General features: G+C 54.9%; 14 protein-coding genes. 9 read left to right on the top strand and 5 right to left on the bottom strand.

Annotation, left to right across the window (positions count from 1 at the left end; translation table 11 throughout):
- The first annotated feature begins 409 nt into the window (after positions 1–409).
- From J8Z22_RS06225 to J8Z22_RS06210, 4 genes are all read left to right on the top strand, one after another.
- Entirely contained in the window at positions 410–2,533 is a 2,124-nt protein-coding gene (locus tag J8Z22_RS06225; RefSeq protein ID WP_252009507.1) for a TonB-dependent siderophore receptor, read from the top strand.
- Complete coding sequence (locus tag J8Z22_RS06220) at positions 2,523–3,092, top strand: hypothetical protein (RefSeq protein ID WP_252009506.1); 570 nt, start codon at positions 2,523–2,525, stop codon at positions 3,090–3,092. The genes J8Z22_RS06225 and J8Z22_RS06220 overlap by 11 nt, the downstream gene beginning before the upstream one ends.
- Complete coding sequence (locus J8Z22_RS06215; RefSeq protein WP_252009503.1) at positions 3,089–4,531, top strand: PepSY domain-containing protein; 1,443 nt, start codon at positions 3,089–3,091, stop codon at positions 4,529–4,531. The genes J8Z22_RS06220 and J8Z22_RS06215 overlap by 4 nt, the downstream gene beginning before the upstream one ends.
- A gap of 308 nt (positions 4,532–4,839) precedes the next feature.
- Positions 4,840–5,127, top strand: coding sequence for a GIY-YIG nuclease family protein (locus J8Z22_RS06210; protein ID WP_252009501.1), 288 nt, complete (start codon positions 4,840–4,842; stop codon positions 5,125–5,127).
- A 695-nt stretch (positions 5,128–5,822) separates the two neighbouring features.
- Here the strand turns inward: J8Z22_RS06210 and J8Z22_RS06205 are convergent.
- Entirely contained in the window at positions 5,823–6,815 is a 993-nt protein-coding gene (locus tag J8Z22_RS06205; protein WP_028113295.1) for a nitronate monooxygenase family protein, read from the bottom strand.
- Between the two features lie 154 nt (positions 6,816–6,969).
- Here J8Z22_RS06205 and J8Z22_RS06200 point away from each other — a divergent pair, with 154 nt between their 5' ends.
- Both J8Z22_RS06200 and J8Z22_RS06195 read left to right on the top strand, forming a co-directional pair.
- On the top strand, positions 6,970–7,341 hold the full coding sequence (locus J8Z22_RS06200; protein WP_252009499.1) for a DUF2750 domain-containing protein: 372 nt from the start codon (positions 6,970–6,972) through the stop codon (positions 7,339–7,341).
- Between the two features lie 39 nt (positions 7,342–7,380).
- Entirely contained in the window at positions 7,381–7,539 is a 159-nt protein-coding gene (locus tag J8Z22_RS06195; protein WP_252009497.1) for a hypothetical protein, read from the top strand.
- 774 nt (positions 7,540–8,313) lie between these two features.
- Here the strand turns inward: J8Z22_RS06195 and J8Z22_RS06190 are convergent.
- Entirely contained in the window at positions 8,314–9,195 is an 882-nt protein-coding gene (locus J8Z22_RS06190) for a LysR family transcriptional regulator (RefSeq protein WP_028113293.1), read from the bottom strand.
- A gap of 103 nt (positions 9,196–9,298) precedes the next feature.
- On the opposite strand from J8Z22_RS06190, the gene J8Z22_RS06185 reads away from it, so the two are divergent.
- Positions 9,299–10,486 (top strand): MFS transporter, encoded by a 1,188-nt coding sequence (locus J8Z22_RS06185; RefSeq protein WP_252009495.1) that lies wholly within the window; start codon positions 9,299–9,301, stop codon positions 10,484–10,486.
- A gap of 547 nt (positions 10,487–11,033) precedes the next feature.
- Here the strand turns inward: J8Z22_RS06185 and J8Z22_RS06180 are convergent.
- The gene (locus J8Z22_RS06180; RefSeq protein ID WP_252010456.1) at positions 11,034–12,824 is read right to left on the bottom strand and encodes an ABC transporter ATP-binding protein/permease; all 1,791 of its coding nucleotides are present in this window, start codon (positions 12,822–12,824) and stop codon (positions 11,034–11,036) included.
- 179 nt (positions 12,825–13,003) lie between these two features.
- On the opposite strand from J8Z22_RS06180, the gene J8Z22_RS06175 reads away from it, so the two are divergent.
- Positions 13,004–14,407, top strand: a complete 1,404-nt coding sequence (locus J8Z22_RS06175; protein ID WP_252009492.1) for an MBL fold metallo-hydrolase RNA specificity domain-containing protein — start codon at positions 13,004–13,006, stop codon at positions 14,405–14,407.
- Between the two features lie 1,272 nt (positions 14,408–15,679).
- A complete protein-coding gene (locus J8Z22_RS06170) occupies positions 15,680–16,795 on the top strand; it encodes a hypothetical protein (RefSeq protein WP_252009490.1) in 1,116 nt (371 codons plus the stop codon).
- 1,109 nt (positions 16,796–17,904) lie between these two features.
- On the opposite strand, the gene galU is transcribed toward J8Z22_RS06170, so the two are convergent.
- Both galU and J8Z22_RS06160 read right to left on the bottom strand, forming a co-directional pair.
- A complete protein-coding gene (galU, locus tag J8Z22_RS06165; protein WP_305881814.1) occupies positions 17,905–18,795 on the bottom strand; it encodes a UTP--glucose-1-phosphate uridylyltransferase GalU in 891 nt (296 codons plus the stop codon).
- A 95-nt stretch (positions 18,796–18,890) separates the two neighbouring features.
- Complete coding sequence (locus J8Z22_RS06160; RefSeq protein WP_252009487.1) at positions 18,891–20,057, bottom strand: nucleotide sugar dehydrogenase; 1,167 nt, start codon at positions 20,055–20,057, stop codon at positions 18,891–18,893.
- Positions 20,058–20,122: the final 65 nt, after the last annotated feature.

Here is a 20,122-nt window from a genome sequence, read left to right as displayed (position 1 = left end):
CTATTGGGTTACATCGACACTCACCACAACGATCTTTAATCCTTTAAATCTCGGCGTAGCGTTGATACCTCTCAGTCACAAGCCCGAGCCACTCACCAACCCCAACCGTGTCGCCCTTGCGAACGCGAGGGCCCAGTGGCTTTGGGGTTTATTACCAATAACAGACGCTGGATTCTCGCGTACGCAACAATGACGAAGAGCAAAAGACACTGCCTACCCGCGTGCGCGGGCACAACGCCCAAAAGCAAACACAACAAGAAAGAAGATAAAGCTCACTTATTTTCGCTCCATTCCAACTCCCCCCTGCAGAGATAAAAACACAGGCGACACCAATTGACATTACTTCAAAACACAATGAGAATACCTCTCATTAGCAATATCATTACAAAAATATAGCAAGGAGATGGATGTGAAATCAGTAACAGGCTTAGCGGCTTGCAGCATCTTGCTGGTTACTCCCACGTTAGCCGATGACAACCAGGATATTGAAAGAATTGAGGTTGTTGGTCAGCTTAACCGGTATTCAGCCACTAAGACCGACACCCCCATTATCGAAACTGCCCGCTCAATTACCATCGAGACCCAACAACAGCTCATTGATAAAGGGGTTCTGAGTCTGGATCATGCCTACAACTACAGTGCAGGCGTCACCGGCCAAACCTATGGTTTTGCCACACGGGGCGATTGGATTAAAGTCCGCGGCCTGGATGTACCTCAGTATCAGGACAGCCTGCAGTCGCTGTTCGGCAACTACAACAATACCCGCGCCGAAATTTATACCCTGGAGCAAGTAGAGATCCTCAAAGGACCCGCGTCCGTCCTCTATGGCAAAGGCTCTCCCGGTGGTCTGGTCAACGTAGTTAGCAAACTGCCGAAAGACACCAACGCCCACGAAGTCCTGTTGGAATACGGCAGCTTTAACCGCACCCAGTTCGCCTTCGACTCTACCGGCAACCTCAACGACGACAACAGCCTGCTGTACCGGTTTGTAGGCCTGTACCGCGACAGCGACACCCAGATCGATGACGTCGAAGACAACACCTGGGTGGTGGCACCGTCTCTGACCTGGCGTCCCAGTGACGACAGCGAGATCACCCTGTTGGTGAACTACACCAAGACCGACAGTGATCCCGCCGCTCAGTTCCTGCCCATTCAAGGTACCCTGCTGCCGTCCCCCAATGGCAAAACCATCGACAGCAGCACCAATACCGGCGATCCTGACTTCAACAACTACGACTCCGAAACCCTGGCCACCACCGTATTGGCCAGCCTGGATCTCAATGACTACTGGCGGTTAGGCTTTACCGGTCGCTACACCGATGCCGAGGCGGATTACCGCCAGGCCTGGACCAGTTTTCTGCCCAGCAGCAACCCCTTGTTTATGGGGGCCGACCGTTTCATTACCCTGCCTGACGGCAGTCTCTACAAAGATGGCCTGACCCCGCGGACTTTTTACATCAGCGACGCCAGCTCCGAACAAAAAGCCGCCGACCTGCGCCTGTTTGGTCGCTTTGATACCGGCGCTTTGGAGCATGAACTGTTGCTGGGCATCCAGTATCAAGACGTGACCACCGACAACGATGGCGCCCGAGCCTATGCCGTCGGCGCTGCTCCCGGGACAGAGCAGTACGGCGATACCTTCTGGCAAAACCCTTTCAACCCGGTGTACGGCAGCAACCTGCCACCGATGGAGCTGCTCAACGCCCTGTATAAAAACAACCCAAGCACCACCAGTAAAGACTTGGGGATCTACCTCAGTGACCAGATCTCCTACAACAACCTGACCCTGACTCTGGGGGCGCGCTTTGACGACAGCGAAACCAAGGCGGCGGCCGGCACTCAGAGTGACGATGCCGTTAGCCTCAGTGGCGGACTGATCTACAAGCTGGCCAACGGCCTGGCACCCTACGTGAGTTACGCCGAGTCCTTTAATCCGGTGATTGGCGACGATGGCCGTGGCAATGCCTTAAAACCTCAGGAGGGCGAACAGATTGAGCTGGGCATTAAATACCAGCCCATCAACTTCCCCGGGTTGATCACCCTGGCCTGGTTCGACATCAAGCAAACCAACCTCAATGATCCCCGAGCATTGGTTGGTGAGTATCAGCAGCAGCAAGGCGAAGCCAATATCACCGGCTGGGAGCTGGAAAGCCAGGTAGAACTGGGTGACTTCACTCTGGAAATCAACGGCAGCAAGCTGGATACCGAAAGCGCCGAAGGCTACCAACTGCCGAGCGTACCGGAGTATCAGGCATCAAGCTGGCTGGGCTACCGCCCGTTCAACCTTGAAGGCTTTAAGTCTGGCCTGGGTGTCCGCTACACCGGTGAAAGCTACGGCGGCGCCGATCTGCATAAGACCCCTTCGTACACCTTGGTGGACCTGATGCTGGGGTATGAGTGGGACCAGTGGGACTTTACCGTGAATGTTCGTAACCTGACCGACAAAGATTACTACGCCACCTGCTTGTACCGTGGTGACTGTTTCGTCGGCGACGAACGCACCATCAATGGCCGCATCAAGTATGTTTTCTGATCTTTGGCTAACCGAAGTGGGAGCGGGGCCAGCACTGCTGGCCCCGTTGCTGACCTTTGTCGGCTTGGGGCTGGTCTATCTGCACTGGCGACGCCGAAGCGGCTCTGCTGCCGTGCTGTGGGTCGGCTGGGGCAGTGTCATGCTGGCGACGCCATTGTGGGTGCTGCAGGTAGGTCCGGAATTTGGCGTGATCTATCAGCTGATCACCATCAGCGCCTGTGCCTGGCTGCTGACTCTGTCCAACCTAGAACCTAAGACTCACACTGAGGCGCCCCAGCGGCCACCTCAGCCTTACTCGGTTCCATGGCGCGCCCTGGGGGCCCGGACAATAAACGGCATCGTGTTGTCCTCCCTCGCCAGCGCTTTGCTCACTCTGGCGGTATGCGGGCTGCTGCCCATGGATGCAGCCAACCAAATGGTGATCGCCGCCCTGCTGTTTCCCTGCCTGTGGGCCGGGTTGGCAAGCTGGGTCTGTGCCAGTGACCGCTTCTGGCGCCATGCCGGCCTGCTGACGCTCATCAGCCTGTTCAGTGTGGCCATTGTGATGGGAGTGCAATGATGAATCTATCGACCGCCCAGAAAAAACTGGCGCTGTCCCACACTCGAGTGGGCGTGATGATGGCCGCCTTGCTGTACCTGATCTGCCTCACAGGTACGCTGCTGGTGCCCGCCGAGGAGTGGAAACGCTGGCAGCAACCCGAGGTGAGTGAATACTCACACCTTCCTCCGGAATCCCTTCAACAGGCCATTAATGACTATCAGAGCAGTAATGATGCCTCACCGGAGTCGTTATGGGTGGTGTTTCCCACCTCTGGGTTACCTCGTACCCACCTGAGCGACGAGGAGTCGGAATGGTGGCTGGATCAGCAAGGCATCCGCCAGCAACCGGTTAACGAAGGGGTAATTCACACGCTGAGCGAACTGCACACCCACCTGCTGATGCCGGGGCAAGCCGGCGTGATCATCGTGGGGATTCTCGGTGTCTTACTCACCAGCCTGATTCTTTCCGGACTCATCAGCCATCGACGCCTGTTTAAAGACGCCTTTCGCCTTCGCCGAGGCAGCGGGCCTCAAAGCCAGATTGATCTGCATAATCGTCTGTCGGTATGGGGAGTTCCGTTTCACTTAATGATGTCCGTTACCGGTGCCTTCTTTGGTGTGGTGACTCTGTTGATGGCGCTGGCCATACCGCTGATCTACGGCGGCAGCCAGCAGGCGCTGATCGACCAAGTCTACGGCAGTGACCCGGTACTGGATGCCGATGTCACCCCCATAGATGCCACCAAGATTATGCACACCATGACCGAGGTGGCACCGGATGCCAGCCCGTTGTATCTGGTTTGGCAACAGCCAGGAACCCGTCAGCAGTTTGTTGAAGTGGCCGCCACTCTGCCCGGGCGCTTGATCTACTCCGAGATCTACCGCTTCACGGTATCCGGCAGCTATCTGGGTAAACAGGGGATGTCCGACGGCCCATGGGGTCGACAGCTGATTTACTCGGTTTACCGCCTGCATTTCGGCCTGTTCGATGGCCTCGGAGTCAAATTGGCCTACCTGGTACTTGGGCTGTCACTAACCGTTGTCTGTGTCAGCGGCATCAGCATCTGGCTGCGCAAACAACCCAGAAGCATCAAGCTGCAAAGCCTATGGGCAGGCTGGGTCTGGGGCGTACCGCTGTCTCTGGTCTTTGCTGCCCTCGGTGACCACCTGCTGTCGATTCCTCCGCTCGGCTGCTTGCTGCTTGGCTTGGGGCTGTGCCTGTTGTGGAGCTCGGTTCAGACCCGTCACCCGGGTATCAAACTGCAACGGTTGCTGGCTCTGTCATTGATCGTCTTGCTACTGGGCTACGCATTGACTCACCAGGGATGGACTCACAATGGTGCGGCCGTCTGGCTGAATTTGGGGTTGCTGGGTGCTGCGCTATGGCTGTTAATTCGCAATCGTCCGCAGCACTCTCCAACCCGTGAGCAACCGCAACCTCAGCTGGAACGGCTGTAACCCCTATCCTGTGGGCCCCTGCGAACGCGAGGGCCCATATCCTCCAACCACCGCCGTTGCGAACGCAACAATGACTAAGAGCGAAAGACGCTGGGTACCCGCGTGCGCGGGCACGACGGAGAGATGGTTGGACCTTGAGTGGTAATCACCAATGCCGAGCTCTGGTCGTAGCCACGGTAGAGCGGATTTACCGCAAACCCATCCAACAAGCACCGTCGCCCTTGCGAACGCGAGGGCCCAGCGGCTTTAAGCCGCCCCCAAGATCCCTTTCCTATAATTACGAACTCCTAAGGAAGGGAGCAAACAGGATGAAACAGCCCTGCGTCTACATTATCACCAATGACCGAAACGGCACCCTGTATATTGGCGTGACCTCCAATCTTATTAAGCGAATTTGGGAGCACAAGAACCAGTTTATCGAGGGGTTTTCTCACTCTCATCAGTTAACCCAACTGGTGTATTTCGAAACACATCAATCGATGTATCAAGCCATAACTCGAGAGAAACAGTTAAAGCACTGGAAGCGAGAATGGAAGATTCAACTGATTGAGCAGGAAAACCCTTATTGGCAAGACCTGTGGGAAACACTGATGTAAGTACTTACTTGCCAAAAAGCAAGAGACACTGGGTACCCGCGTGCGCGGGCACGACAGAGGGAGGGCTAACCTGCAGCGGTAACAGAAACGACTGAGGGATGGTTGGACATTGAGTGGTAATCACCAATGCCGAGCTCTGCCGTCGCCCCGGTAGAGCGGGTTTACCGCAAAAACCACCCCATTAGCACCGTCGCCCTTGCGAACGCGAAGGCCCAGCGGCTTTAGGGTTTCTTACCAATAACAGACTCTGGATTCTCGCGTTCGCAAGAATGACCAAGAGCAAAAGACGCTGGGTGCCCGCGTGCGCGGGCACGACGGAGTAATGATTAACGTACTGAGGTAGCGAGAGAGGCGGAAGGATGGTTGGTTGGAGGTTCAGTGGTAACCACCAATGCCGAGCTCTGTCGTAGCCACGGTAGAGCAGATTTACCGCAAAACCATCCAATCAGTACCGTCGCCCTTGCGAACGCGAGGGCCCAGTGGCTTTGGGGTTTATTACCCATACCAGACTCTGGATTCTCGCTTTCACAACAATAACCCAGAGCGAAAGACGCTGGGTACCCGCGTGCGCGGACACAACCATCAAAATCAAAAGCAGACATAACGGGCATAAAACGAAAGGCACAGGGTGCCCACGTTTGCGGGCACGAAGCAGCGAACACATAGCGTGCAAAACGCTAGGTGCCCGCGAATGGCTACATATAGCGCTGCACCATATCATGGTGGGCGGCAATGGCTTGCTGGTACTCCAGCTTCAACTGCTGCAGCAGATTAGCCACAGTCGGAATGTCTTTAATACTGCCCACCCCTTGGCCGGCAGACCAAATCTCCGCCCAGGCCCCCTTCTGCTTATCCCCCTGATTCTCTCCGGGAGTTAACTCCTGACCAAAGTCGATCTCGGTTTTCGGCGCTAGGTTTTCCGGATCGTAACCGGCATTGCGAATGCTGTCCTTGAGGAAGTTCGCCGCTACCCCAGACACGTTTGGGGTATAGAGAATGTCAGCCGACATCGATTGCTGGATCATCTTTTTGTGACCCTCGGCCGACATCGCTTCCTGAGTGTTGATAAACCGGGTTCCCATGTAAGCCAGATCCGCCCCCATCTGCTGGGCTGCGGCAATATCCTGACCACAGGAGATACAGCCAGCGAGCAGCACCGTCCCCTGGAAGAACTGTCGTATTTCCGCCACTAACGCAAACGGACTGGTGGTTCCGGCGTGTCCGCCAGCTCCAGCGGCTACGGCAATGAGACCGTCAACACCGGCAGCCACGGCCTTTTTGGCATGGCGTACATTGGTGACATCGTGGAAAACAACCCCGCCGTAGCTGTGAACCTGCTCCACTAACTCCGATACCGCTCCAAGAGAAGTGATGATGATCGGTACCTTATGTTTCACGCACAAAGCCAAGTCGTCCTTCAACCTAGGGTTAGAGCCATGCACAATCAAGTTGACTGCATAGGGCGCCACCAATGCTCCGGGTTGCTTTTTGGCCTCCACCAGCGCGAGATTAATCTCTTCCAGCCACTGTTCAAAGCCTTCGCTGGTGCGCTGATTCAATGCGGGGAAACTGCCGACAACCCCGCCCTTACAGGTTTCAATCACCAGTTCCGGACCCGACGCCAGAAACATTGGCGCTGCAACTGCAGGCAATTGTAAGGTGTCCTGCAGCAATGTTGGCAGTGACATAATGGTTCTCCTGATATGGTTCTAACCGTATTGTTACCACGGTCGTCCTGCTGAGCAAGTTTTGCGCAAAACTGCTTATAAATTCGTACGCTTTGGTTATGGCGTCAGGCTGCTGTTATACTCCGCCGGTGACTCACCACTTGAGAAGTAAACCATGTCCCTGACCCAAGAACAGATCGATAATTTCTACCGACAAACCAGTAAAGAGCGTTTTGCTCAGTTCCTGGAGCAGGTCGCAGAGCATAAAACCCTGTGGACCCTGGCCAATGAGCAGGGCTGCGTGTTAGTGGATACCGGCGAAGAACAGTGTTTGCTGCTGTGGCCCCATCAAGACCTGGCGGAAAGCTGGGCCACCGAAGAATACGCAGGCTGCCAGCCCATGGGCATTCCACTGGATGACTTCCTCGACAAGTGGGTTCCCGGCCTGTCAAACGATGGCTACGACGTTGCCTTGGTACCGACCCGTGCCGGTGAAGGCGAAGTGATGTCAGCCAAAGAGCTGGCCGCTGAGCTTCAAGGCGAATAGGTTTCCAAAGAGCCCAGCAATGGGCTCTTTGCTTTTTCCATGACCCACTCAAACAAAGAACGACCTAGTTTTTTTGATCGCTACGGTGACTGGATCGCCCTGGCGATGTGGCTGTTGCTGGCGCTATTCCCCATCCTCGCGATTCCCATTGTGCTGATGATGATCGGCTTCATGATCTACATCTGGGTTAAGTTATAACCCGCATTGCGCCCTGAGGGCATTACTTACCGACTTCCCTCGCCGCCGAAGTGCCCCTTTTTCCCTTGAGCCAGAGAAACGAAAGACGCTGGGTACCCGCGTGCGCGGGCACGACGGAAGGATGGTTGGACATTGAGTGGTAACAGAAACGACTGAGGGATAGTTGGACGTTGAGTGGTAACCACCAATGCCGGGCTCTGCCGTAGCCACGGTAGAGCGGACTTACCGCAAAACCATCCAACAAGCACCGTCGCCCTTGCGAACGCGAGGGCCCAGTGGCTTAGGGGTTTCTTACCAAGAACAAACACTGGATTCTCGCATTCGCAACAATGACGAAGAGCACAAGACGCTGGGTACCCGCGTACGCGGGCACGACGGAGGTTTTATTGATTGCTCGGTGAGAGCTGCACTCCCCTGCGGCAACCGGTGCCGCCACACTCACCAACCCCAACCGTGTCGCCCTTGCGAACGCGAGGGCCCAGTGGCTTTGGAGTTGAATGTGAAAAAGACACTGCCTACCCGCGTGCGCGGGCACGACGGAGAGATGGTTGGACCTTGAGTGATAATCACCGATGCCGAGCTCTGGTCGTAGCCACGGTAGAGCGGATTTACCGCAAAAACCACCCCATTAGCACCGTCGCCCTTGCGAACGCGAGGGCCCAGTGACTTTGAAGTTTATTACCAATAACAGACTCTGGATTCTCGCATTCGCAACAATGACAAAGAGCAAAAAAACGCTGGGTACCCGCGTAAACCGGTACAGCTAAAAGGGCTCTACAAAGTTAGCCGCGGTTCAATGAAGTCCAAAAAGGCACGAATTCGACTGGGAATGGCCGTAGTGCGATAGTAAACCGCATTGACCAACTCTCGATCAGTATGCGGCAGAGTCTGCAACTCCAGCAGCTTAACCAGACGCCCTTTGGCCAAATCATCTTGGATCATAAATGCCGACAAACAGGCTATTCCGTTGCCCATCAACACCAACTGTCGAAGCACCTCGCCATTACTGCTGCTGATGGCCGGACGGATCTCTCCCACCTCCGGCAGCGGCCACACATTAAGCGCACGAGTACCAACAAAACCCAACAGCCGATGGCTCAATAACTGCTCAACGTTTTCAGGGATTCCGCACTGAGCCAGATAATCCGGCGAGGCTACCAAATGCAGCGCACTGCGCCCTAACTGTCGGGCATGCAGACTCGAGTCCGTCAAGGGTCCAATGCGAATCGCTACATCACAGCGCTTCTCCAGCAGGTCCACATAACCTTCATTGGAAGTCAGCTCCAGCTCTATCTGTGGATACTGTTGCTGAAACTCCGCTATCAGCGGCACCAGTTGATGCTGAATAAAAGGACTGGCAGCATCGACTCTTAATCGGCCAGACGGGGTATCCAGCCGACTCTGAAGCTGAGCCTCGGCGTGCAGCAACTGCGCCATTCCTTGCCGCACTTCATACACAAATTGGCGCCCCTCTTCAGTCAGTTCCACCCGCCGAGTGGTTCGATTAAGCAGCGTAACGCCCAACTGCTGCTCGAGTCGGCTCACCGCTCTGGACACACGGGCCACTTGAATGCCCAAGGCATCAGCGGCGGCAGAGAAACCTCCACTGTCGACCACCGCCAACAGCAATTGCAGATCATCTGAACGGGATTTCATTGCATTTTCAACAAAAGTAATTTCATAAAGGAGTCGTTTATCGCAAAAGTATAAGCCGGAATAATCGCCGTCCACAACTTAAGCGTTACACGCGGAGATTCTCATGCCTCTAGCTTTATTCGCACTGACTTTAAGTGCTTTCGCCATCGGAACGACCGAATTTGTTATCGTCGGCCTGGTACCAACCATAGCTTCAGATCTCGGGGTCTCCTTGCCGTCAGCAGGGCTGCTGGTCAGCCTGTACGCGCTGGGTGTGGCCGTTGGTGCCCCGGTTCTCACCGCTCTCACCAGCCACTGGAACCGCAAACACCTGCTTCTGGCTCTAATGACCCTGTTCATCATTGGCAATCTGATCGCCTGGCTGTCACCGGGCTACAACACCCTCATTGCGGCCCGAGTCCTGACCGGCCTGGCCCACGGAGTTTTTTTTTCCATCGGCTCAACCATTGCCACCAGCCTGGTCAGCAAAGATAAAGAAGCCAGCGCCATCGCCATCATGTTTACCGGCCTGACCGTTGCTCTGGTCACCGGAGTACCGCTAGGCACCCTCATTGGCCAGGAGTGGGGCTGGCGAGCCACTTTCCTGGTGGTGTCCGCTCTCGGTGTGATTGCCCTGCTGGGTAGCGCTGCATTGATCCCTGCCGACCTGAAACCCGGCGCCACCGCCAGCCTGCGGGATCAAGCCAAAGTGTTGGCTCAGCCTCGGCTGGTGCTGGTGTACCTGATCACGGCTCTGGGCTATGGCGGTAACTTCATTCTGTTTACCTACCTAACCCCCATTCTCGAGCAGGTCACAGGAATCAGCAGTCATCTGGTGGCACCAATGATCCTGTTGTATGGCGCCTCCGTTGCCATTGGCAACCTCTGGGGCGGAAAACTGGCCGATACACATGGCCCCATCAAAGCCTTAACCGTAATGTTTATCGGTCTGGCGTCGGTACTGCTGCTGTTTTCTCAAACCGCTTACCACCCCATTAGTGCCGGCCTGACCATCATGATCTGGGGAGCGTTTGCGTTTGGTAATGTGCCCCGACTGCAGGTATATGTCGTGCAACTGGCTGAAAAACACCTGCCCAATGCCGTCGACGTGGCATCGGGATTTAATATCGCCGCATTCAACCTGGGAATCGCACTGGGCGCCGCCGCCGGCGGTCTCATTGTCGACAGCGGCAGTTTGATGGACACGCCGTGGATCGGTGCCGCCGTGGTATTGCTGGCACTGGCGCTGACCCGTCTCAGCGGTGCATTGGATCGAACTGAGCACTCCACCGCTGTGCAACCACTGCGCTAACCTAACCACCACCCCGTTCACAGCGTCGTCCTTGCGAACTCGAGGGTCCATATCCTTCACCCCGTCGCCCTTCGAACCCGAGGGCTCATATCCTCCACACTGTCGCCCTTGCGAACGCGAGGGCCCAGTGGCTTAGGGGTTTCTTACCAAGGACAAACACTGGATTCTCGCGTTCGCAACAATGACGAAGAGCAAAAGGCGCTGGGTACCCGCGTTCGCGGGCACGACGGAGGTTTTATTAATTGTTCGGTGAGAGCTGCACTCCCCTGCGGCAACCGATGCCGCCACACTCACCAACCCCAACCGTGTCGCCCTTGCGAACGCGAGGGCCCAGTGGCTTTGGGGTTTCTTACCAAGAACAGACTCTGGATTCTCGCGTTCGCAACAATGACGAAGGGCACAAGACGCTGGGTACCCGCGTGCGCGGGCACGACAATCAAAATCAAAAACAGACACTACGAGCAGAAAGGCAAGATACTGAGTACCCGCGAGCGCGAGCACGACGATCTAAACCCAAAGCAGAGTACAGCGAAGGTAAGAGCGATACTCAACTGCTACGCTGTTGCTGCTGCACCCGCCACAATGCAGCGTAATGGCCATCGAGAGCCAGCAGCTGTTGATGACTGCCCTGCTCGACCACCTGGCCCTGATCCAGCACCACAATCTTATCGGCATCCACCACCGTCGAGAGTCGGTGCGCAATCACCAAGGTGGTCTGTTCACGGGCAATCTCACTCAGGGCGGTTAAGATATGCTGTTCAGAATGGCTGTCCAGCGACGAGGTGGCCTCATCAAACACCATGATTGGCGGGTGCTTGAGAATGGCCCGAGCAATGGCCACCCGCTGCTTTTCTCCACCTGAAAGCTTCAAGCCTCGCTCTCCCACCAGGGTCTGCGCACCGTCCGGAAGACGGGCAATAAACTGATCCAAGTGGGCCAAACGAATCGCGTTATCCACCTCTTCATCACTGGCCTCGACCCGACCATAACGGATATTCTCCAGAATTGAGGTGTTAAACAACACCGTATCCTGAGGCACCACCCCGATGGCACGCCGCAACGAGGTTTGTGAGACCTCACTCACCGACTGGCCATCGATGCGTATGCCCCCGTCAGTGATGTCATAAAAACGGAACAGCAACTTAAACAACGTCGATTTGCCGGCACCACTGCTGCCGACAATGGCCACTTTTTGTTTTGGCTCAACCCGAAAACTGACCCCTTTTAGAATCGGTCGCTCCGGGTGGTAATGGAAATGCACATTATCAAACTCGATGGCCCCTTGGCCCACTTGCAACTCGGTCGCATCATCAGCATCTTCCACTCCGGGCTTTCGACCCAGCAGGTCAAACATCTTCTCGATATTGGCCAGCGACCCCTTCATTTCCCGATAGACAAAACCAAGGAAATTCAGAGGCATAAACACCTGCATCATAAAGCTGTTGATCAGCACAAAATCACCCAGGGTCATGTCACCGTCGACCACGTCCGATGCCGCCAAGACCATGGCCGCAGTCATGGCTACCGCAATGATCAGCGCCTGACCGCCGTTTAACGCAAACAACGACAACCGGTTGCGACGCCGCGCCTGCTCCCACTGCGACAACTCACTGTCATAGTGGCGACTTTCGTGTTCTTCATTGGTGAAGTATTTAACCGTTTCAAAGTTCAGCAGGCTGTCAACGGCCCGAGTGCTGCTCTGGGACTCGGCCTCATTGACCTGACGAACAAAATCGGTTCGCCATTCGGTGGCAACCACAGAAAAACCGATGTACGCCACTACCGCCAGCAACACAATCAGCGCAAAGCCGATGTGGTAATTCCACCACAGCAACCCCACCACCAGGCCAATCTCCAGCAAAGTTGGCACAATGTTGAACACCATAAACCGCATCAAAAAACTGATGCCATTGGTGCCCCGTTCGATGTCCCGCGAAACACCGCCGGTACGGCGCTCTAAATGAAAACCCAGATCCAGCTTATGGAGGTGACGAAACACCTTGAGTCCGACCCGGCGCATCGCCCGCTCGGTAATGCGGCCAAACAGGGTGTCGCGAAGCTCACCAAACAGCACGTTGGAGAAACGCACCAGACCGTACGCCAGCAACAACGCCAACGGAATCGCAGTCGCCGCCGGCACCTCACCAACACCATCGAGGTTATCGACAATGTGTTTGAGGATAAATGGCAAACCGACGCTGGCCACCTTAGCCCCCACCAGACACGCCAGCGATAACCCAAGGATCAGTCGGAACTCCAGCAGGTAGGGCAGCAGTGACTTCAACACGCCAAAATTAACACTGGAATAGGGGGTAACCGACTTGTATCGACGACTCATGGACTCTGCCTGCTGATAACCGATTGTAAACAAGCCATATTATCCGTGAACTGCAGCGAGAATTCGCCCTTTATGTGATCTTTCTTTCATCCTGAATAAGAAAAAATGCCGCTCCCGGCCGCATCCTTAAAATTCACTGCTAGGGTTAAACTAGGCCTTCAGGGTAAAAGGACTTATCCATGCTTAAATTGCACCATCACGGTGCGGCCAGCGGCGTTACCGGCTCCTGTCACCAACTCTATCTGGATGATCAGCACTCCATCTTGGTGGACTGTGGCCTGTTCCAAGGCGACGATTTGGAGCGGCGTTCCCCCGACGGCCATCATATCGATTTCGATCTCGATCAGGTCCAAGCTCTGATCGTGACCCATTGTCACATCGACCATATTGGTCGCATCCCCTACCTGCTGGCGGCGGGATTTCGTGGGCCGATCCTCTGCAGCCAGGCCAGCGCCTACCTGTTGCCGCTGATTCTGGAAGACGCCATTAAATTAGGGTTTACCCGGGATCGAACTCTGGTTAGCCGCTTCCTGGACCAGATTCGCGCTCAACTGCAACCACTGGATTACCATCACTGGCACGCCCTGCCCTCTCCGGCCATCGGCATGGTAAGGCTGCGCCCGGCGGGGCACATATTAGGCTCTTCCATCGTTGAGGTAGCCCTACCCAACAAGAAGCGGATTGTTTTCAGCGGCGACCTTGGCTGTTACAACACACCACTACTGCCTGACCCGGATGCGCCCGAGTCTGCCGACCTGCTGGTACTGGAATCCACCTATGGCAACCGCTGTCACGAACACCGCGCCGAACGCAGCCAAAAGCTGAAGCAGATTCTGCAATCCACCTTGAAAAATGGCGGCGTCACCCTGATTCCGGCATTCAGCATTGGCCGAACTCAAGAGCTGTTGTATGAAATTGAAGATCTGCTGTTTCACCTCAATGGCGACCAAATCATGGCTCAAGTTCCCATCATTGTTGACTCGCCTCTGGCCGCCAAAATCACCTCCAGTTACCGCCAACTGCAGCACCTTTGGGATAAAGAGGCCCGGCATAGAATCTCCAGCAGTCGCCACCCGTTGGACTTTGACCACCTGATCACCATCGATGACCACCGCCAGCATCAGGCGCTACTGAATCGCCTGCAGGTCAGCGCCGAGCCAGCCATCGTGATTGCCGCCAGCGGCATGTGCAGCGGCGGACGCATCATTAACTACCTGAAAGCGCTGGCGCCGGATCCTCGCACCGATATCGTGTTTGTCGGCTATCAGGCCAAGGGCACCCTGGGGCGGCGCCTGCAGCAACTCAGCGCGCCCACGGAGGTTGAGATTGATGGCCAGCTCACCCGGGTAGAAGCCAGCATCCATACCCTCAGTGGCTACTCCGCCCATGCCGACCAGCCGGATTTGATTCGGTTTGTCTCCAGCATGGCGTTTCCTCCCAAATGCATCCGGCTGATTCACGGTAGCCCCGTGGCTCAAAAAGGGCTCGCCAACTGCCTTAAACGCACCTTTCCCGGCATCAAGGTGGAACTGGCCGCCACCCTGGCCAGCGCTCCGGTCAAAGCCAGTATCAGCTCGACGTAAACGCAACAAAGAGCGAAAGACGCTGGGTACCTGCATGCGCGGACACGACACACTCCACCCCGTCGCCCTTACGAACGCGAGGGCCCAGTGACTTTGACTTAGAGGGTAAAAAGACGCTGGGTACCCGCATTCGCGGGCACGACGAAGGGGTGGTTAAAGTACGATTGGCTGCCGCATTACCGCTCTCTATTGGCCACTTTAGAGCGATGATTGACCACAAGCCCATCCCATTCGCACCGTCGCCCTTGCGAACGCGAGGGCCCAGTGACTTTGGGTTTTCTTAACAAGAACAGACGCTGGATTCTCGCGTTCGCAAGAATGACGAAGGGCGAAAGACGCTGGGTACCCACATGCGCGGACACGACACACTCCACCAAGTCGCCCTTGCGAACACGAGGGCCCAGTGGCTTTGGGTTTTCTTAACAAGAACAGACGCTGGATTCTCGCGCTCGCAACAATGACTAAGAACGAAAGACACTGGATACCCGCATTCGCGGGCACGACGGAGCAGTGATTAACGTACTGAGGTAACGAGAGAGACGGAGGGGCAATTAGTATGGCACCAGCCCTTCTGGCGACCACAGTTCAACTTAACCCACCCCACCTCGCTCGTGTCGCCCTTGCGAACGCGAGGGCCCAGTGGCTTTGGGGTTTCTTAACAATAACAGACGCTGGATTCTCGCGTTCGCAAGAATGACGAAGGGCGAAAGACGCTGGGTACCCGCGTTCGCGGGCACGACGGAGCAGTGATTAACGTACTGAGGTAACGAGAGAGACGGAGGGGCAATTAGTATGGCACCAGCCCTTCTGGCGACCACAGCTCGGCTTAACCCACCCCACCTCGCTCGTGTCGCCCTTGCGAACGCGAGGGCCCAGTGGCTTTGGAATTGATTTCCTAAAAAGACGCTGGATTCTCGCGTTCGCAAGAATGACAAAGGGCGAAAGACGCTGGATTCTCGCGTTCGCAACAATGACTAAGGGCGAAAGACGCTGGATTCTCGCGTTCGCAAGAATGACAAAGGGTGTAAGACGCTGGATTCTCACATTCGCAAGAATGACGAAGGGCGAAAGACGCTGGGTTCACGCCTGCGCGGGCACGACGGAGGGATGATTTGCCCATTGAGGTAGCGAGCAATCTTGATCTCGACAACAAGCCTAATGATAGCCTTTCGGCTCCCAATACGATCTCAACTTGTATTTCAGCGGCAACAGGCACTATGTTTATTGGCTTCGCAATTCAATATCACCATGCACGTTCAAAGGAGCTGAACTATGCGCATACTGAACCAATCATTGCTACTTGGCACCCTTACCCTAACCGGCATAACCGGATGCAGCTCAACCATCCACGAAGTCGACACACTCAGCGACACCCAGCAGGTTATCAGTGTCGATGCCAAGCAACGCTTTCTTATTTCCGGCCAGTCTAGCAGTGGCCAATCCATTACCTGCACCGAGCCCAGCCCCGATGTGTTCTCGGTATACAGCTCGGCCGTCGAAGCCAATGTTGATGTGGTTGAGGAAGTTACTGCCGCCTTTAAATCAGTCAACAGCGAGAATGGCGCCACTATCGGCATTCGCTCGCAATCCATTCAGCTGCTAAGGGATGCCGGTTTTCGGCTCTGTGAAGCCTACGCATCGGGTGCCATCGACGAGTCTCAGTATTTTGCCATGCTCAGCAAATATCAACGCTCAATGGTGGCCCTCATCGCTATTGAGCAACTGACCACCAGCCAGCCTCGCTCTCAAATCGCCATTGCAGCCAACGCCACTCTCAATCTCAGCGATAAAATTGCCGATGCAAAAGCCAATAAAGACCAAGCCCTTAAGGACAAAGCGGCCGCAGAGACTACGGTTGCAACCGAGCAAGCCGCACTGGATGAAATAGCCAAGGCCATTACAGGCGATGCTGATACAGTATGTACCACCCCCACCACCGACACCCAAGCGAACTGCGACAAATACAGCGCTCAAAAAACGAAGCTGGTCACGGCCAAATCAAACCTGACCGTGCAAACCGTCAATTACCAGGATCACCAAAAGGTCTTTGATAGTCTCAATGGCGCCATGTCGATGGCCACCAATACCTACGCCCAGGCATTAGGACAACAGTCCACCACGGCGGGCACCTCTTCTTCTGATCAAGTGGCACTGGTCGTAAAGGATCTGGCAGAGAGTGTGCTACTGGATGAAGTGCTGGTTGCTTGCACCAGCAGCGTTATTGCGTCATTTGATGCATTTGACGGCGGCAATAAAAACCTCGGAGCACCCAATATTCCCCAGAGCCAGATCAGTAATTTTATCGACAACTGTATGTCCATTGTTCGCCAACGAGCTAACCCAAGCACGCCTCAGGTCGCTCAAAAAGACAACAGCACCAATCTGTAGTACACAATCCTAAACGCCGCAGAGGGTGTGAACAGCCACCTCTGCGGCACTGAAAAACCGGTTGGCACGACGGAGTAATGATTAACGTACAGAGCTAGCGAGAGAGACGGAAGGATGGTTGGAGGTTCAGTGGTAACCACCAATGCCGAGCTCTGCCGTAGCCACGGTAGAGCAGATTAACTGCAAACCCATCCAACTAGCACCGTCGCCCTTGCGAACGCGAGGGCCCAGTGGCTTTGATTTAGAGGATACAAAAAGACGCTGGGTACCCGCTTGCGCGGGCACGACGGAGGGATGGTTGAAGGTTAAGTGGGAACGACCGGTGCTGAGCTCTGCCGTAGTCATTGGAGAGCAGGCTTACCGCAAAACCATCCAACTAGCACCGTCGCCCTTGCGAATGCGAGGGTCCAGTGGCTTTGGTTTAGATGACAAAAAGACGCTGGATTCTCGCCTGCGCAAGAATGACAAAAGGTAAAAGACGCTGGGTACCCGCGTGCGCGGGCACGACAGAGTAATGATTAACGTACTGAGGTAGCGAGAGAGACGGAGGGATGATTAGTATGGCACCAGCCCTTCTGGCGACCACAGTTCAACTTACCCCACCACACCTCGCTCGTGTCGCCCTTGCGAACGCGAGGGGCCAGTGGCTTTGGTTTAGAGGATACAAAAAGACGCTGGGTACCCGCATGCGCGGGCACGACATACTCCACCCCGTCGCCCTTGCGGACGCGAGGGCCCAGTGGCTTTGGTTGAGAGGATAAAAAAGGACGCTGGGTACCCGCGTGCGCGGGCACGACGGAGTAATAATTAACGTACTGAGATAGCGAGAGAGACGGAAGGATGGTTGGAGGTTAAGTGGTGACGACCAAAGCCGAGCTCTGCCGTAGCCACGGTAGAGCAGATTAACTGCAAACCCATCCAACTAGCACTGTCGCCCTTGCGAATGCGAGGGCCCAGTGGCTTTGGTTTAGATGACAAAAAGACGCTGGATTCTCGCCTGCGCAAGAATGACAAAGGGCAAAAGACACTGGGTACCCGCGTGCGCGGGCACGACATTGCAGGATCAAAAAACGCGGCCAAGGCCGCGTTTTTTAAAGTAAGGAACTCAATCAACCCAGGTCGACTGATTTCAGGTACTCTTTGAACTGATCTTTCAAGCCTGAGTGACGCAGCGCGTACTCGACATTGGCTTTCATGTAGCCCAGCTTATCACCACAGTCGTGGGACTTACCGGACATCTGAAACGCTTCCACGCTTTCCGATTCCATCAGCATGGCGATAGCATCAGTTAACTGAATCTCATCACCTGCTCCAGGAGGCGTCTTCGCCAACAGTGGCCAAATGCTGGCTGGCAATACATAACGGCCCACTACGGCCATGTTGGAAGGTGCGACTTCAACGGCTGGCTTTTCAACCACCCCTTTCATCACCACACTCTCGCCGGGACGCAAGCCGGACGCATCGCAATCGGCGATTCCGTACTTAGAAACATCTTCCACCGGCACCGCCTCGACCATAATCTGGCTGCGACGGGTGTCAATGAAGCGCTGTTTCATGGCAGCCAGATTTTCAGTCTGCTGATTTGCAGTGTACTCATCCAAAATCACGTCTGGCAGCACCACCGCAAAAGGGTTGTCACCCACCAACGGCTTAGCGCACTGAATGGCATGACCCAGACCTTTAGCTTCACCCTGACGCACGTGCATGATGGTCACGTCTTTCGGGCAGATGGCCTGAACGGCTTCCAGCAACTGCCGCTTTACTCGCTTCTCCAGCGTCGCTTCCAGCTCGAACGAGGTGTCAAAGTGGTTCTCAATGGCATTCTTAGAGGCGTGGGTCACCAGCACGATCTCTTTAAAACCGGCCTCGACGCACTCATTTACGATGTACTGAATCAGCGGTTTGTCCACCAAAGGCAGCATCTCTTTGGGGATGGCTTTGGTGGCTGGCAGCATACGAGTGCCCAAGCCGGCAACGGGGATTACAACTTTAGAAATCATAGTAATACTCAAAAAAATAGATCGTGCCACTCACGGCAGCAGAACCTTTGCTGCCGTTGAGCTAATACAAGCCAGGCTTTGCTTTTGCTACCGATTTAGTCACTGCCAAACAAGTCGCGGGTATACACTTTGGCTTCTACGTCTTTAATGTCGTCAGTGAGACGGTTGGCCACAATCACATCAGACACCGCCTTAAACTCCTCCAGATCGTTGATCACACGGGAGTTAAAGAACTCGACCTCTTGCAATACTGGCTCGTACACCACCACTTCGATACCCTTGGCTTTGATGCGCTTCATCACGCCCTGAATGGAGGAGGCGCGGAAGTTATCGGAGCCGGCTTTCATGATCAAGCGGTGAACACCGACAACTTTCGGCTTACGAGCGATAATGGCATCGGCAACAAAATCTTTGCGGGTGCGGTTGGCATCAACGATGGCACCAATAATGTTATTGGGCACATCCTGATAGTTGGCACGCAACTGCTTGGTATCTTTTGGCAAGCAATAACCGCCATAGCCAAAGCTGGGGTTATTGTAGTGATCACCAATACGAGGGTCTAAGCACACACCCTCGATAATTTGGCGGCTGTTTAAGCCATGAGTCTCGGCGTAGGAGTCCAGCTCGTTGAAGTAGGCCACTCGCAGTGCCAGGTAAGTGTTCGAAAACAGCTTGACCGCTTCAGCCTCGGTGCAATCGGTAAACAACACCTCAATGTCTTGCTTAATCGCACCTTGTACCAACAAACTAGCAAACACTTCGGCACGCTCGGAGCGCTCGCCAACGATGATTCGAGACGGATACAGATTATCGTACAGCGCCTTACCTTCACGTAAGAATTCCGGCGAAAAGATGATGCTGTCGCAACCAAACTTCTCTTTCACGGATTTGGTGTAGCCCACAGGCACTGTGGACTTGATGATCATCACCGCAGTCGGGTTAATGGCCATCACATCCTGAATCACCGCCTCGACAGAGCTGGTATTAAAGTAATTCGTCTGCGGGTCGTAATCGGTCGGTGTGGCAATAACCACGTACTCGGCACCGGAATATGCCGCCTGTTTGTCCATGGTGGCGGTAAAGTTCAGAGATTTGTTGGCCAGAAAATCTTCAATCTCGGCATCGACGATGGGAGACTGCTTGTTATTCAACATGGCTACCTTGTCGGCAATAATGTCCAAGGCGACCACTTCATGATGCTGGGCCAGCAACATAGCATTGGACAGACCGACGTAACCGGTTCCTGCAATCGCAATTTTCATCTACTTTAATCCAACACTTTCAATAAATTGCGAGCAAGCCAATCGCCACTCACAACAAAACAAAG

Source organism: Ferrimonas sp. SCSIO 43195, assembly GCF_023716685.1.
Classification (GTDB): Bacteria; Pseudomonadota; Gammaproteobacteria; order Enterobacterales; family Shewanellaceae; genus Ferrimonas; species Ferrimonas kyonanensis.
The sequence above is the reverse complement of the archived record's forward strand: the minus strand, read 5'-3'. Positions and strand labels throughout refer to the sequence as shown.